Annotated in this window: 13 protein-coding genes; 8 read left to right on the top strand and 5 right to left on the bottom strand. The window is 47.7% G+C overall.

Going from position 1 to position 14,331, the window contains the following annotated elements; all coding sequences use genetic code 11:
- Window positions 1–12: 12 nt before the first annotated feature.
- Entirely contained in the window at window positions 13–1,752 is a 1,740-nt protein-coding gene (locus CTN_RS03240; protein WP_038066910.1) for an ABC transporter ATP-binding protein, read from the bottom strand.
- A gap of 83 nt (window positions 1,753–1,835) precedes the next feature.
- Here CTN_RS03240 and CTN_RS03235 point away from each other — a divergent pair, with 83 nt between their 5' ends.
- From CTN_RS03235 to CTN_RS03200, 8 genes are all read left to right on the top strand, one after another.
- Window positions 1,836–2,390 carry a hypothetical protein gene (locus CTN_RS03235; RefSeq protein ID WP_015919142.1) on the top strand — a complete coding sequence of 185 codons (555 nt, stop codon included), beginning with the start codon at window positions 1,836–1,838 and terminating at the stop codon, window positions 2,388–2,390.
- Window positions 2,391–2,455: 65 nt separating this feature from the next.
- Window positions 2,456–2,674: a hypothetical protein gene (locus CTN_RS03230; protein WP_015919141.1), complete on the top strand. Its 219-nt coding sequence runs from the start codon at window positions 2,456–2,458 to the stop codon at window positions 2,672–2,674.
- Between the two features lie 86 nt (window positions 2,675–2,760).
- A complete protein-coding gene (locus CTN_RS03225) occupies window positions 2,761–3,693 on the top strand; it encodes a DUF362 domain-containing protein (protein ID WP_015919140.1) in 933 nt (310 codons plus the stop codon).
- A gap of 98 nt (window positions 3,694–3,791) precedes the next feature.
- Window positions 3,792–4,256, top strand: a complete 465-nt coding sequence (locus CTN_RS03220; RefSeq protein WP_015919139.1) for a FeoA domain-containing protein — start codon at window positions 3,792–3,794, stop codon at window positions 4,254–4,256.
- Window positions 4,225–6,228: a ferrous iron transport protein B gene (gene feoB / locus CTN_RS03215; protein WP_038066907.1), complete on the top strand. Its 2,004-nt coding sequence runs from the start codon at window positions 4,225–4,227 to the stop codon at window positions 6,226–6,228. The genes CTN_RS03220 and feoB overlap by 32 nt, the downstream gene beginning before the upstream one ends.
- On the top strand, window positions 6,225–6,557 hold the full coding sequence (locus tag CTN_RS03210) for a hypothetical protein (protein ID WP_015919137.1): 333 nt from the start codon (window positions 6,225–6,227) through the stop codon (window positions 6,555–6,557). The genes feoB and CTN_RS03210 overlap by 4 nt, the downstream gene beginning before the upstream one ends.
- On the top strand, window positions 6,554–7,618 hold the full coding sequence (locus CTN_RS03205; RefSeq protein WP_015919136.1) for an alpha/beta fold hydrolase: 1,065 nt from the start codon (window positions 6,554–6,556) through the stop codon (window positions 7,616–7,618). The genes CTN_RS03210 and CTN_RS03205 overlap by 4 nt, the downstream gene beginning before the upstream one ends.
- Before the next feature lie 33 nt (window positions 7,619–7,651).
- The gene (locus tag CTN_RS03200) at window positions 7,652–8,254 is read left to right on the top strand and encodes a hypothetical protein (RefSeq protein WP_015919135.1); all 603 of its coding nucleotides are present in this window, start codon (window positions 7,652–7,654) and stop codon (window positions 8,252–8,254) included.
- Here CTN_RS03200 and aguA read toward each other — a convergent pair whose 3' ends face one another.
- The 4 genes from aguA to CTN_RS03180 are packed head-to-tail and all read right to left on the bottom strand — an operon-like array spanning window position 8,255 to window position 14,330.
- On the bottom strand, window positions 8,255–10,279 hold the full coding sequence (aguA, locus tag CTN_RS03195; protein ID WP_015919134.1) for a xylan alpha-(1->2)-glucuronosidase: 2,025 nt from the start codon (window positions 10,277–10,279) through the stop codon (window positions 8,255–8,257). It lies immediately after the preceding gene.
- Between the two features lie 55 nt (window positions 10,280–10,334).
- Window positions 10,335–12,308, bottom strand: a complete 1,974-nt coding sequence (locus CTN_RS03190; RefSeq protein ID WP_041437552.1) for an ABC transporter substrate-binding protein — start codon at window positions 12,306–12,308, stop codon at window positions 10,335–10,337.
- A gap of 13 nt (window positions 12,309–12,321) precedes the next feature.
- A complete protein-coding gene (locus CTN_RS03185) occupies window positions 12,322–13,338 on the bottom strand; it encodes an ABC transporter ATP-binding protein (RefSeq protein ID WP_015919132.1) in 1,017 nt (338 codons plus the stop codon).
- Window positions 13,335–14,330 (bottom strand): ABC transporter ATP-binding protein, encoded by a 996-nt coding sequence (locus CTN_RS03180; RefSeq protein ID WP_015919131.1) that lies wholly within the window; start codon window positions 14,328–14,330, stop codon window positions 13,335–13,337. Before CTN_RS03180 ends, CTN_RS03185 begins: the two co-directional genes overlap by 4 nt.
- Window position 14,331 lies beyond the last annotated feature (1 nt).

Raw genomic sequence — 14,331 nt, 5'->3', positions numbered from 1 at the left:
TTGTTTCCCTCCTCAGACGTTTTCAAACTGGATCCGATAGAGCCTGTAATACACACCTTTTCTTCCGAGCAGTTCGGAGTGAGTTCCTTTTTCCACTACTCTGCCATTATGAATCACCACTATCTCGTCTGCGTCCCTTACAGTTGAAAGCCTGTGGGCTATCATTATCACCGTTCTTTCTTTTGAGAGTTCTCTCAGGGATTCCTGTATCTTCATCTCCGTTATCACGTCCACGTTGCTTGTGGCTTCGTCCAGGATGAAGATCTTCGCGTCGAACAGCACCGCCCGTGCGAGAGCTATGAGCTGTCTTTCTCCAGCCGATAGAGTGGTTCCCCTCTCCACGATCTCGTAGTGAATTCCTCCCGGTAGCCTTTCGATTATATCCATTGCGTGCACCCTTTCCAGGGCTCTTAGGACCTCTTTTTCCGGTATTCTCTCGTCGAAAAGCCTGATGTTATCCAGTATCGTTCCACTGAAAAGCATCACATCCTGAGGAACTGCAGCAATTTGCCTTCTGGCAACTTTCAGATTGTACGCAAGCAAGGGTATTTCATCGATGAGTATCCTTCCCTTCTGAGGAATGTAGAGGCCGTTTATCAAACTCATCAGAGTGGACTTTCCTGCACCCGTTTCTCCAACAATGGCGTAGAGCTTTCCAGGATGGAACTCCAGATCAACGTCTTTCAAGACCCAGTTTTCACCATCGTAGGAGAACCAGACCTTTTCAAAACGAAGAAGTCCTTTTGAAATCTGGCCGGGACCATTCGGATCTCCCACCGTTTCCTTCTCCTCTTTTAGAAGGTTCAGAATCTTTTCAGAGGATGCCATGGAATTCTGTATTATATCGTACTTTTCAGAGAGATCCCTGAGCGGCCTGAAGAACATGTCAAGGTAAGAAACGAAAGCATAAAGGGCCCCAAAACCCAGGGTGCGATCTGCGATGTATCTGGCACCGTACCATATGACCAGACTGACTCCTAGAAAATAGAGGAAGTCCATGAGAGGCCTGAAGATTCCAAAGACATAGAGCTGCTCCATCAGGGACCTGTAATAAGCCTCCGAAACGTGAGAGAACTCTTCTTCTTTGTGTTTTTCGAGATTCAGGATCTTTATGATGTTCACACCCGCTATGTGTTCTGCCAGAAAGGCGTTGAGACGGGCAAGGTTGGTTCTGACTTTTCTGTAAGCCCTTCTATCGAAGTATCTGAAAAGTAGTATCGAGATGGCTATAATCGGAAGAAGGTAGTAAACGTGACCAAAAAGCTCCTTGCTGATCTGAACGAGAGAAAAAACCACAGCCCCGAGTAGAAGAACATCCATGATCACGCTCGTGACGACAGAGGAGAAAAACTCCTGGATGTTCTGAGTGTCGTTGACGATTCTGGTGGTGACTACACCGGAAGGTATCTTCGTGAAGAAAGAGTAGGGAAGAGAAACAACGTGGGAAAATACATCCCTTCTCATAAGAAGTACGATCTTTGCTCCGGCGTATCCTGTTACGTAAGTGCTGGCGAAGCCAAAGAGAAAGGAAAGCCCTCTTATTCCCAGTATGATGAAAGCGGTCGTAACAATTCCCTGGAAACGCTCGGTGATCGTCAGACCCTTTCCAGTCAGGAAGGTGTCGATCGCCGTTTTCATGAGACGGGGTGGAAGAATCTCCAGTACTGTGAGGGCAAGCGACAGAACGGTTCCCACAAGAAAAAGGTACCAGTATTTTCCTGCGTATCTCAGCAGAAATTTCTCCGGACTCAAACTCACCACCTCTGACTTGATATTTTACCACTTTCGTGTGCTATAATTGAACGTGAAAAATCTATTACAGGGAGGGAGACAGCATGAAAAAGTTTCTTGTGTTTCTTCTGGCAGTGGTTGCAGCAGGGTTGTTCGCCTTCTCAATGGAGGACCTGAAGGTCACGGTTTTTGGAAATTATAACTTCGCTGTTAACGTTTCTTCCACACCAACGACCGTTGAGGCTACAGCCGCTAATTATCTGGACTTTGGATTGGACCTCACTTATCCTGTAGCAGAAAATCTGGATCTGGGGCTTGGCCTTGGCTTTGCCTGGCTTCTTAACTCTGAAGCATCTCCTCTTATTTCGACAGATGGTACACCCAGCCAAAACGCCCTTGATCTCTTCGCTGTCTTAAAGTACTCCGTTGAACTCGACAGGGAGTCCAAGATCGTCATAAGAGGATTCGGTGGTGCCAGCTGGCCAATGGAAAAAATTGCCTTTGACAGAGTCGGATGGGTTTTTGGAGCAGGAGCGAACTACACAAGGTACTTTGAGGACTTCATTGTAGGGTTCGGTGCCGGTGTTGAGATGAGGATCTATGGTAAAAACAGTGTCATAGCCGTTCCTGTGGGAGCCAACTTCGAGATCAACTTCTGATACACATTCAACACGGAGAAAATATGGGGGCGTTTGCCCCCTTTGTTTTGGGCAGGTGATGGGGTTTGGACAAAGAAAAATATATAAAAGGTATTGAAAAGGCTCTACAGAGAATAGCCGTTCGGGATTTGAAGGATGTGGACATCTCCGAGATATGGATAGAGACGGCTCTGCCCAGGGATCTCATTAAAGAGATCTTGAAGGAAGAAAGTCTGAATATTCCACCGGGAATTGAGAGCATAAGAGACGGGAGGGAAATTCTCTGGAAAAGGTCTGGTTCCTGAGAGCAGAAAACTACGAAGATGCATACTCGAAACTCAAAAAATTTCTGAGCGAGCACTTCTCAGACCTTTTTTCTCCAGGAGATCGCGTGCTTGTCAAGCCGAATCTCATCTCTGCAAGAAGACCAGAAGAAGCCGTCACAACACATCCTCTCATTCTAAAAGGTGTGCTTGAGTTTCTGATCGATCTTGGAACAAAGCCCTTCGTGGGAGACAGCCCCGCCTTCAGCAGTTTCAAAAGGGTGGTCAGGGTCACAGGTGTTGAGGATGTCTGCACAGAACTGAAGGTTCCATGCGTTCCTCTGGACGATCCTGTGGAAGTGAACGGTGAGATATTCCAGAAGATAAAGATCTCAAGAAAAGTGCTGGAAGCGGACAAAGTTGTCAACCTTCCAAAGCTTAAGACCCATTCCCAGATGGTGATGACGCTTGGTGTGAAAAACACCTTCGGATGCGTGGTGGGACTTGAGAAGTCTTCCTGGCATATGAGGGCAAAGAACTACGACGACTTTGCAAACCTTCTGATAGACATTCACCGCATCGTTTCACCGATTCTTACGATCCTCGATGGGGTTGAAGGTATGGAAGGAAACGGGCCCACAAACGGAAAAAAGAGATTCTTCGGTGTTGTAGGTGTCTCAAGAAATGCCTTTGCACTCGATGAGGCTGTTTGTAGGGCACTGGGAGTAGATCACTTCGTTTACACGGTGAAACACTCAAGAAAGAGGAAACTGGTGCCTGATTACGAAACAGTCGGCCACTTTCAGGCTTCCATAGAACTTCCTTCCACCGTTTCCACGCTCGACAGACTTTCAAGAACTTTTTCGAGATTCTTTGTAAAGTATCCCAGAATAGACACAGGAAAATGTGTGAAGTGTCGCCTGTGCGAAGAGAGATGCCCCGCCTCGGCGATAGACATCTCCTCCCAGAGGATTGATTATCAAAAATGCATAAGGTGCTACGTCTGTCACGAAGTGTGTCCCCACGATGCCATAAAACTTGTCAGAAATTTCCTGCGATAGGCATTATATAAGAAACGCATATATTGAAGATACTGGAAATTTGATGATATAATTATTCCGAGATTGTTGAGAATGATTCTCAAAAAGGAGGAAGGTCGATGAGACTTTCCAAACTCATCCCGGGTGTTCGAGCAAGGATCAAACGCCTGGAAATTCCTGGAGAACTCAATGAGAAACTCGTGGGTATGGGTTTTATCCCGGAAGAAGAGATAGAGATCGTTCGAGTGGCACCCTTCGGTGATCCCATAGTTTGCAGAATTGGAGAAAGGAACATCACCCTGAGAAAGAAAGAGGCGGATTTCATAGAAGTGGAAGTGCTGTCTGAGGAATTGCCGCTTCTTCTTGCAGAAGATGGAATCTATGAAATCACAGATTTGAAAGGTGGAAGAAGGTTTCTGACCAGAATGAAAGCCCTTGGAGTGGAAAAGGGAAAGAAGATATCGGTTTTGAGGGGAAGGTACAACATGGAAGGAAAAGAGATACCACTGGGGCGAGGAGAGGCCATGAAGATCTGGGTGAGGAGGGTCGATGATGCCGGTGAAGAGTCTGACCCGCAAAAGTGAAACTGCCACCGTAAAGGTTGCACTCGCTGGCTGTCCAAACGTTGGAAAGACGAGTTTGTTCAATGCACTAACGGGCACAAAACAGTACGTTGCGAACTGGCCCGGAGTGACTGTAGAGAAAAAAGAAGGCTCTTTCACCCACAGGGGTTATAGAATAAACCTGGTTGACCTTCCCGGAACCTATTCCCTTGGATATTCCTCGATAGATGAGAAGATAGCACGGGATTACATCCTGAAAGGCGACGCGGATCTTGTTGTGGTCGTTGCAGACTCCGTCAACCCGGAGCAGAGTCTCTATCTGTTGCTTGAGATCCTCGAGATGGAAAAAAAGGTGATCCTTGTCCTTACCGCCATAGATGAAGCCAGAAAACTTGGTATCAAAATCGATCGGTACGAACTTCAAAAACACCTTGGAGTACCTGTGGTTTTCACCTCCGCCGTCACCGGTGAGGGAATCGAAAAACTCAAAGATAGGATCGTTGAGTACCACGAGGAAAACGATGTTTTTCACAGGATAGTGATAAAGTACGAGGAAAAAGTAGAATCGAAAATATCGCAGATCGAAAGTGTTCTGAGAGGGAAAAAGATTGGAGTGAACCCAAGGTACTTCGCTTTGAAATACCTTTCGGGCGATCCGGAGTTCTACAATGAAGGAGTGAAACTTGGACTTCCAGAATTGAGTGAGGAAGAGAGAATAGCCTACCGTCTTCTCATCTCAAAGAAAAAGCGAGAGTACATCGAAAGTATTGTGAAAGAAGCGTATTCCAACGCGAAAGGAAAGCCTTTGTCTCTGTCGGAAGCGATAGACCACGTTCTGACACACAAATTCCTGGCCTTTCCCCTCTTCTTTGCCCTGATGTATCTTGTGTTCAAATTCACCTTCGATATAGCACAGGTTTTTGCAGACCTTCTCGACCTTGCCTTCTCACACCTCGGATCTTTCGTGATAGCAACTTTTGGAGAAAACGCTATAACCTCTCTCATCGCCGACGGCATTGTGGGTGGGGTGGGAAGTGTCCTGGTGTTTGTTCCGAACATCTTTGCGATGTTTCTTGCACTCGGCTTTCTGGAAGAGAGCGGGTACCTCCCGAGAGCGGCCTTCGTGATGGACAGGATCATGGAGAAGTTCAAACTGAGCGGGAGGGCATTCATGTCACTCATTCTTGGGTTTGGCTGCAACGTGCCTTCCATCATGGCCACCAGATCCATAGACGACCCGAAAGAAAGGCTCGTTACGATCCTCATCGCTCCGTTCATGAGCTGCAGTGCAAGACTTCCCGTGTACCTTCTCATCCTGAGAATTTTCTTCCCCAAATCTTCCGCTGCCATGCTGTTTTTGATCTACTCTCTGAGTATCCTCGTCACACTCCTTTCGTCTGTCTTCATAAACTGGCTGTTCTATAGAGGAAGAACCTCTCCACTGATAATGGAACTTCCAAGGTACAGAATGCCCACCTTCAGAAATCTCTACATATACACCTGGAACAGGGGGAAGCATTTTCTGAGAAAAGCCGGAACGATCATCTTTGTTTCGGCAGTCCTCATATGGGTTCTGAGTTATTTCCCGGCAGGTGGGGACGTTGAGAAGAGTTTCTCCGCAATGATAGGGAAGTCTCTGGAGTGGATTTTCAAACCCTTTGGATACTCCTGGAAGGTGGTGACCTCCCTCTTCTATGGTGCTGTGGCCAAAGAGGTGATCGTCTCTACGATGGCGATGCTTTACGGTTTTGAAGAAGAAACGCTCCTTGGGGCGAAAGAGGCACTTTCTCTGGAGATGGATCCCGTCACCTCCATTGCCTTTCTTGTCTTTGTGATGGCGTACATTCCCTGCCTTGCAACGATCGCAACCATATACTCCGAGACGGGCAGTCTGAAGTGGACACTCTTTTCGATCGGATACTCCCTGACGGTTGCGTACGTGCTGTCTCTGATCGTGCTCTACGCTGGAAAGATGGTGGTGATGCTGGCATGAACATTCTGATGTTCATTCTGACATTGATTTCAGGTATCCTTTACTTGAAGAGTGACATCCTATTCGGCGTTTTTCTGGGAGTGGTCTCGATGGTTTTTCTCTATGGAACGTTCGAAACCTCCAGAGAAAAATATCGAGCACATCTGTTCGTTGGAAGTCTCATAGTTTTATTTTTTGCCGGAGTCAGTCTTCTTGAGTATCTGACGGGATTTTTGAGACCACTCCTCGGTGAGGAAAAAATCACACTGACACCTGGAAACTACGTTCTCTTTCTCACCGGCGCGATGGCCCTTTTCACGGTGATGAGAGGAAAGGTGAAGTCAAGATGAAACCTCTTTTCGTCGTGATCGTATTGATCGGTGTGTCGGTACTTGGTTTTGAACTGATTCTGGAATCCACTCCCACTCTGTACGATGTGGTGGAATACTACGCAGGAAACTGGTGTATATTCAGGATGGTCTACGATGGAACGATAGATCCACACAATCCACCACTTCTTGAGACGAACGCAACGGTCGTTGGAAAGGTGATAAAGTGGAAAATACCTGAGGAGAAATTGTTGGAAGTCTACGAAGCTGACTCTTCAATGAACCTTGTGGTGATACACGGAATGGATGCCAGAGAGTACACAGGGGAGATGACACCGTACAAAAAGGAGATCGTGAAAGTCTTCAAGGAGATAGGCGAAAGGCTGAAAGTGAACGTTTTTCTCTTTGTGTACCCAACCCTGGTGGCGGATCCTGAAAGATCGGCCGAGAGGTTTCTCGAACTGACCAGGAACATGCAAAACATCATCATTTTCGCCCACAGTATGGGAGGTCTGGTGGCAGAGCACATAGCAAGTAAAAAGCCTGATAATGTGAAAGGAATCGTCTTTTCCGGCACCCCACACCTTGGAAGCCCACTGGCCGATATCCTGTTCATCGATCCAGATCGATACGAAGAGGAACTCTTCGTCTCCAGAAAAGAAGCAGAAAATCTCAGAGCAGCTTTACTCGTTTCCTACGCAGGATTCAGTGTGACTTACGCACCCGGATACAAGTTCCTCCTCTGGGGAAGAAAACCGGAAGATTTCACAAAAGTGCCATTCGTGAATCTTGTGGGAATCATTCCTCTCGACAGTATCGAAAGCGTTCCAGAAATCCTGATGAACATGATCACAACATCCGCATGGGACACACTGGGACTCGTTGGTTTGAAACTGCTGGCAGATAGCGTATCCGTTTTGAAAGACGAATTTAAAAAGACGGATGGGATGGTTCCTTATGTCAGCGCATCCTACGGTGGAAACACTCTTGTTTTCAACGCCGATCACGAGGATCTGTATAAAAAGAAAGATATAATTTTTGAAGGACTGTCTTACCTGCTTTTGAGAATCATTGAAAAGTGATAAAATATTTCTTGAACGAAAGGGGGGATCATCATGAAAACAACTTTGATTTCCATTTTTTTATTCGGGATTTTGTTAACGGGTTGTATGCTAACCTCTGTTTTTCAAACACCACCTGACTTCAGCCCAGTTCAGGAAGAGGAGCTGCTGGATAGTGTGGTGGAAAATCAATCACCGGAATCAACAATCAGCACCATCTCCGCAGAAGAAGAAAATCTCCCTGAAGCAGACATCCACGGAACGGTCCTTTATGTCTCTCCCGCCTCAACAGACGTCACTGGTTTCATCAGCGTGTGGTTCGATCTCAAAGAGTTACTGGGTGAAAAAGCCTTTGGAGGTGATACTGTACATTTCTCCATCGATGTTCTTCAGATCAAAGAAGACCAGGCAACCATCACCATGAACATCTACGAGGAAACTTCTGGTAGCACCTCTCTCACACCAATAGCAACGGAGCTGCTGAGCAAAAACACATGGACGACCGTGGAAGGGTCCACGACCGTCCCCAATCTTAATAGTCTTCAGCTTCAGAGCTACCTTCTTGGCATCAAAGCCAGCGAGCCCGCAACACTTGATTTTTACATAGACAATCTCAAATTGGAAGTTGTACACAACCAAGAAGGCGGAGCGATCTGATCACGGGTATATCTTTCTTCCCTTCTCATCGGGAATACCAGTTCTTCTGTAGAAGTACGTGTTGATCACATCGCGCCACTCTTTTGCGTGTTCAAGTTGTGTGTGTAGACGCTCTCGTACCCTTTCAAAAACATCGTACGGGACCCTATCTTTTAATTCTTCCCACTTTCTTATGAACTTCTCCACTTCTTCCACACCTTCGAAGTGGAGATCGTACATCGCCTGAATCAACGTCTTTCCCGATTTCAACCGGTGGTCGTACCTCACCCTGTGGAAGAAGAGAAGAAGATCCTCGGGGCATGTGTTGATGTCGTCGAATATTTCCCTCCAGGGAGAGTGGTACTGGAGGGTGTAACCAGTTCCCCTGGAAGTTCTGTCGACACCGATCGCCTCCCAATTCGCCCTGTGATAGGTACCCCACTTCGAGTATTCGTAACCTTCCGGATTTGGTCCATAGTGGTGCCCCGGATTCACCATCCAGCCAAGCCCAAAGGGAGTGGTGTACTTCTCGTAAGTTCTGTGTGATTTCAAAAGCATGTAAGAGACGTTTTCCAGAACTTTCCTGTCGTCTCCAAAGGTGAGCCTTATCCAGTCTTCAACGATCTTTTCTATGTCTTCGTCTGGGTTCCACGCGAGTTTTCCAAAGGCGTAGAGATTGGCCTGTGCCAGATCGTGACCCGTCCAGTTCACACTGTCTCCGACGTTGGAAACACCGGCAAAACCGTTGTTCTCTCGACCAAAGAGGGTTCCATCCACGATCCTTTTCACATAGGAACCCTTCCCCTTTGCGAACGTATCGAACTCCAGTATTTCCTTCCAGAGGGTACCAAGAAAACACAGATGGATCTGCTGACCCGTGTACTCCTGAGTGATCTGAAGCTCCAGAATCTGATTCGTCTTTTCCAGACCACCAAAAAGAGGGTTGACGGGCTCTCTCACCTGAAAGTCCATCGGCCCGTACTTTATCTGAACGATCACGTTGTCGTCGAACTTACCATCGAGAGGTTTGAAATTGTCGTAAGCCGCCCTGGCCCTGTCTGTTTTGTAATCTCTCCAGTCCTGAAGACAGTTGTAGACGAACGCCCTCCATATCACAACACCTCCGAACGGAGCAAGTGCTCTTGCAAGCATGTTCGCTCCCTCTGCGTGATCTCTTCCAAACATGTGTGGGCCAGGATTGAACTCAGAATCGGCCTTCACGAGGAACCCTCCGAAATCCGGGATATAGTCGTATATTTCTCTTGCCTTTTCTCTCCACCAGCGAGCCACACGTTCATCGAGAGGATCGGCCGTGTCCAGTCCTCCCAGGTACATGGGAGAAGCAAAATTTATACTCAGGTACAGCCTGATCCCATACTCTCTGAAAAGGTCTGCCAGTCTTTTCAACTTCTTTAAGTAAACGGGCTCTATCAGCAAAACTTCCTGTTTCTTGACGTTCACGTTGTTTATGACCACGCCGTTTATGCCGATCGATGCAAGAAGCCTCGCGTAATCCCTTGTTCTCTGATTTACGATGATCCTGTTGTCTTTGAAGAAGATGGAGTTGCCCGCATATCCTCTTTCAACCGATCCATCGAGATTGTCCCAGTGATTCAGCATACGAAACTTTGCCTTTGGCTTTTCCAGAACATTCATTTTCTCTATATCCTCACCGAGTCTTATCCTTCTTATCAGATCGAAAACAGCGTACACGAGAGATCTCTTCGTCTTTCCGGTCACAACAAGAATCTTCGATCCGTTCCAGTTCTGTGTTCTCAAAATGAACCCTTCTTCGCCGGGATCTTCTTCGATCCCGAAGGGTAGAGAGTCCAAAGATCCTATCATGATGTACTTTTTCTTTTTCAGAGGTCTGGAGTGAAACCTTGGAGTGATGTCGAGTGATTTTTCAGAGAATTCTCTGATCTCGTTTTTCAGGGCAGAAGCGTCGGACTCCAGGATGGAAACACTCGAAAACCAGTCCTTCAAATTCGAAATGGTGTTCTCTGGAAGTTTTCTGTACTCCAGCCAGCACATCGTGTAATTCACGTTCTTTCCCTCCCTGGAAGTTTTGAAAACCCCCGGCGGGTGCCGGGGGCTGGTCTTATTTCTGCTCGATGAAGAACTGCATCGGCATGGCGTTCAGTGGTGTTCTCAGCACGTCGTCTGTGACAAGGAACTCCGGTACGTTTCTGAAGTTGTTCTTCACAATGGCAGGTGAGAGATTTTCTCCGACAGTTCCTATCATCCAGAGGTTCTCTCTGTGGATCCTCGTTGCCTCTTTCATGAGTTCTTTGATCTTATCAGGATCGGGTGTAGCGGCTATCTGGTAGTATAGATCGACGAGTTTGTAGACGATCTCGGGTGGTTCGGGTCCCTCGGGGATCTCTTCGGGCTCTTCTCCTCTTATGTTCTTTTCGATGTAGTAGGAGATCCATCCGCTCCATCCGATGTACCAGAAGTCTGCGATGTTTTCAGAACCCGGGAAGATGACCATCGGTGAGGACAGCGGCTGGGCTGCCCTGTCCATGTTCCAGACCATCGCATCGAAGTCACCAGCATCCGCTCTTTCATAGAATAGGGACCTCTCGACGTTTTCAATTTCTATCCAGACTCCTATCTGCTTCCAGTACTCCTTCACCATTGTCCAGACGTCAACATCGATTTGTCTACACACTGTCACAGTGAATCTCAGAGGTCTTCCATCTGGAAGGAGTCTGTATTCGTGCTTGTCGTCCCACTTCAGTCCCATTTCATCAAGCAGTTTGTTCGCCCTGTCTGGATCGTACTCGGCATAAGCCTTTTCCCACTCAGGATCGAAGTATGGAGATCCACTCACAAGAGCGGCCTGTCTTGGTTCTGCAAGACCGTTGAAGAGTATCTCGTTGATCTCTTCTCTGTTGATGGCAAGCGATAGGGCCTGCCTGAATCTCACATCGTTGAAGACTTTCCTCAGAACCTCATCGGAGTGTGCGTAGTTCAGAGAGATTCTGCTTACTGAACCGTTTGCAGCGATCCATTTCAGCACTCTGTAGCCTCCACTCTGAGCATTTTCCATGAGCAGTGTGAAGTTTCCTGCACCACCTGCAAGTCCTCCGATGTGCCTCCACTGCATGTCGATTTCACCGGAGATTGCCTTCAGGAGTATAACCTCGTCGTTTTTGACGTACTCGTGCCTCACGTAGTCTATGTACGGAAGCTGGTTTCCTTCGGTGTCAACTGCCCAGAAGTACGGATTTCTCTCGAGAACGTAGAACTGGCTCGTTGGATCGGTGATCGGTTTCCACGGTGAAAGTGTTGGAAGTTCGAGGTTTTCAAGGAAATCGTTCTTGTCGTCGAAGAGATCTACCCATGTGTTGTGCACACCGGGTACCATCTTCTTTTCTATCTCTTCCATCGGTGTGTACTTCGGATGGAACTGTTTCAGGTAGTGTGCGGGAGCTCCGGTGAAGCCACCGTACGGAACCTTCAGAAGGAAGAGTCCATAAGGTTTGCTGAACTCGAACTTCACCGTGTAGTCGTCGAGGGCTTCAACCTTCACACCCACGTTGTACCAGTCGGGCTTTGAAGGTGTGATATCGTCGTTTCCTATTATGTCCTCTACCCAGAACACGATATCGTGGGCTGTGTAGGGTTGACCATCTGACCACTTCACACCTTTTCTCAGGTGGAAGATGTAGACTCTTCCGTTTTCAAGAACCTCCCAGCTTTTCGCAAGACCCGGTACGAGTTTTCCTCCTTCTTTGTCCCAGAATGCGAGTTTCACCTCGATGAGTTTCGAGATACCCCACCTGTCGGACGGCCCTTTCCAGACTCTTCTCCATGTTCCGCCGTACTGTCCGATCTTTTCCACTGGCTGAACCACGAGCGGTTCCTCCGGGAGTCTCTGCTCAACGGGTGGGAGCTTCCCTTCCTCAACGAGTTTTGCCAACATGGGTGCTTCGTGATACTCCGTGATCCTCTTTCCCGTGGCCTTGTAGTAGTCCTCCGGTGTTGCGTAGAAAACCCAGGTGTCGTTGGCAGCAAGAGCGAAGACAACAAGGAACACAAGCGACAACAAGACAGAAAACCTTCTCACAGCTAGCACCCCCTCACAGAGTGATTTTCACACCTCTCAATTTCAGACTCTCGGCAAAATGACACGCCACGTAATGCGGGGTTTCCTCGGTTCCAAGATTTCTGAACTCCGGGTATTCTTCTTTGCAGATGCTCTTAGCGTAAGGACACCTTGGATGGAAGTAGCAGCCGGATGGTGGATTTGCTGGATTAGGTACTTCTCCTTCTATCGGTACGAGTTCTTCCCTGAAATCTGGATCGGGCTTTGGCACAGATCTCAGAAGGGTTTCCGTGTAAGGATGTTTGGGATTTTCGAAGACCTCTTCTGTACTCGAGAGTTCCACGATCTTTCCCAGGTACATCACGGCCACCCTGTCGGAAATGTGTTCCACCACACTCAGGTCGTGTGTAATGAAAAGATAGGTGAGACTGAACTGCTCCTGAAGATCCATCAGAAGGTTCAGTATCTGCGCTCTGATAGAGACGTCCAGAGCAGAGGTCGGCTCGTCACAGACGACCAGTTTCGGTCTCAGTGCGATGGCTCTTGCTATGACGATTCTCTGTCTCTGTCCACCAGAGAAGGCGTGTGGGTACCTTATCATGTACTCTGGTCTCAAACCAACTGCCTTCAGAAGTTCCGCTACCCGATCTTCCAGTTCTTTTCCCTTCGCGATCCCGTTCACCAGAAGTGGCTCTCCGATGATCTCTTTGACCTTCATCCTGGGATTCAGTGAAGTGTACGGGTTCTGGAAAATCATCTGCATGTACCTTCTGTAGGGCTTCAGCTCATCCTTGTGAAGTTTTGCAAGGTTCACAGATTTTCCATCCACGTGGAGGATGACATCTCCATCCGTGGGATCTATCGCCCTGAGTATGCTTTTGGCGGTAGTTGTTTTTCCACATCCACTCTCACCAACGAGTGCCAGGGTCTCACCCTCTTTTATATCGAAACTGATATCATCGACCGCTTTGACGTATCCCACGACCTTCTTGAAAAACCCCTTTGTCAACGGAAAGTATTTCTTCAGTCCTTTCACTTCGAGTAGTTTCATTCTTTTTCCCCTCCATAAAGGAAACACTTGACTTTGTGTCCAGGCATTACTTCTACCTCAGGAGGTTCTTTCACATCACACAGACCCTTCATGAACCTTTCACATCTGTTGTGGAACTTACAACCAGTTGGAAGATTATACGGATCTGGCACCATACCTCTTATGGTTTCGAGCCTGGTCTTTCTCACTCCGATCTTCGGAATGGATCTCAGCAGAGCCTGAGTGTAGGGATGGAGCGGATTTTTGAAGAGTTCGAAGACTTCAGCTGTCTCCACGATGTTTCCAAGGTACATCACAGCTACTCTGTCCGCCATCTGAGCCACAACACCCATGTCGTGGGTGATCAGAAGGATGGAGGATTTGTATTCTTTCTGCAGTTCTTTCATGAGATACAGTATCTGAGCCTGTATGGTCACGTCCAAAGCGGTTGTGGGTTCGTCAGCTAGAAGCAAAGTAGGATTCAAAGACATGGCCATCGCTATCATACAGCGCTGGAGCATTCCACCGGAGAGTTCAAAGGGATACATGTCCACCACCTTTTCAGCGTTTGGAATCTTCACCTTTTTGAGCATCTCAACAACCCGTCGTCGGGCCTCTTCCTTTGAAACGTTTTCGTGCAGCAGGATTGCTTCCATCATCTGAGCACCGACCGTGTAAACCGGTGAAAAGGACGCCATTGGTTCCTGAAAGATCATGGATATATTCTTTCCCCTAATGTCTCTTATTTCTTCACCCTCAGGATCCAGTTTTGCCAGATCTATCGCTTTTCCATTCCTGGAGAACACGATTTCACCGGATACTATTCGAGCGCTCTCCGGAAGAATCCTCAGAATGGACTGAGCGGTGACACTCTTTCCACAACCACTCTCTCCAACCAACCCCAGGATCTCTCCTCTCCGAATATCGAGCGATACACCATCGACGGCCTTCACCGTTCCTTCTGTCAAGTAGAAGTAGACCCTCAGGTTTCTTATTTCAAGAACCTTTTCCATG

Source organism: Thermotoga neapolitana DSM 4359 (assembly GCF_000018945.1).
Lineage (GTDB): Bacteria > Thermotogota > Thermotogae > Thermotogales > Thermotogaceae > Thermotoga > Thermotoga neapolitana.
Note: the sequence above shows the minus strand (reverse complement) of the source record. Positions and strands in the feature narration are given on the sequence as shown.

Excerpts from the sequence above, each read along its gene's own strand:
- CTN_RS03220 (WP_015919139.1), top strand. The coding sequence starts at position 3,792 with ATGAGACTTTCCAAACTCATCCCGGGTGTTCGAGCAAGGATCAAACGC.
- CTN_RS03180 (WP_015919131.1), bottom strand. The coding sequence starts at position 14,330 with ATGGAAAAGGTTCTTGAAATAAGAAACCTGAGGGTCTACTTCTACTTG.
- CTN_RS03235 (WP_015919142.1), top strand. The coding sequence starts at position 1,836 with ATGAAAAAGTTTCTTGTGTTTCTTCTGGCAGTGGTTGCAGCAGGGTTG.
- CTN_RS03200 (WP_015919135.1), top strand. The coding sequence starts at position 7,652 with ATGAAAACAACTTTGATTTCCATTTTTTTATTCGGGATTTTGTTAACG.
- feoB (WP_038066907.1), top strand. The coding sequence starts at position 4,225 with ATGCCGGTGAAGAGTCTGACCCGCAAAAGTGAAACTGCCACCGTAAAG.
- CTN_RS03205 (WP_015919136.1), top strand. The coding sequence starts at position 6,554 with ATGAAACCTCTTTTCGTCGTGATCGTATTGATCGGTGTGTCGGTACTT.
- CTN_RS03210 (WP_015919137.1), top strand. The coding sequence starts at position 6,225 with ATGAACATTCTGATGTTCATTCTGACATTGATTTCAGGTATCCTTTAC.
- CTN_RS03185 (WP_015919132.1), bottom strand. The coding sequence starts at position 13,338 with ATGAAACTACTCGAAGTGAAAGGACTGAAGAAATACTTTCCGTTGACA.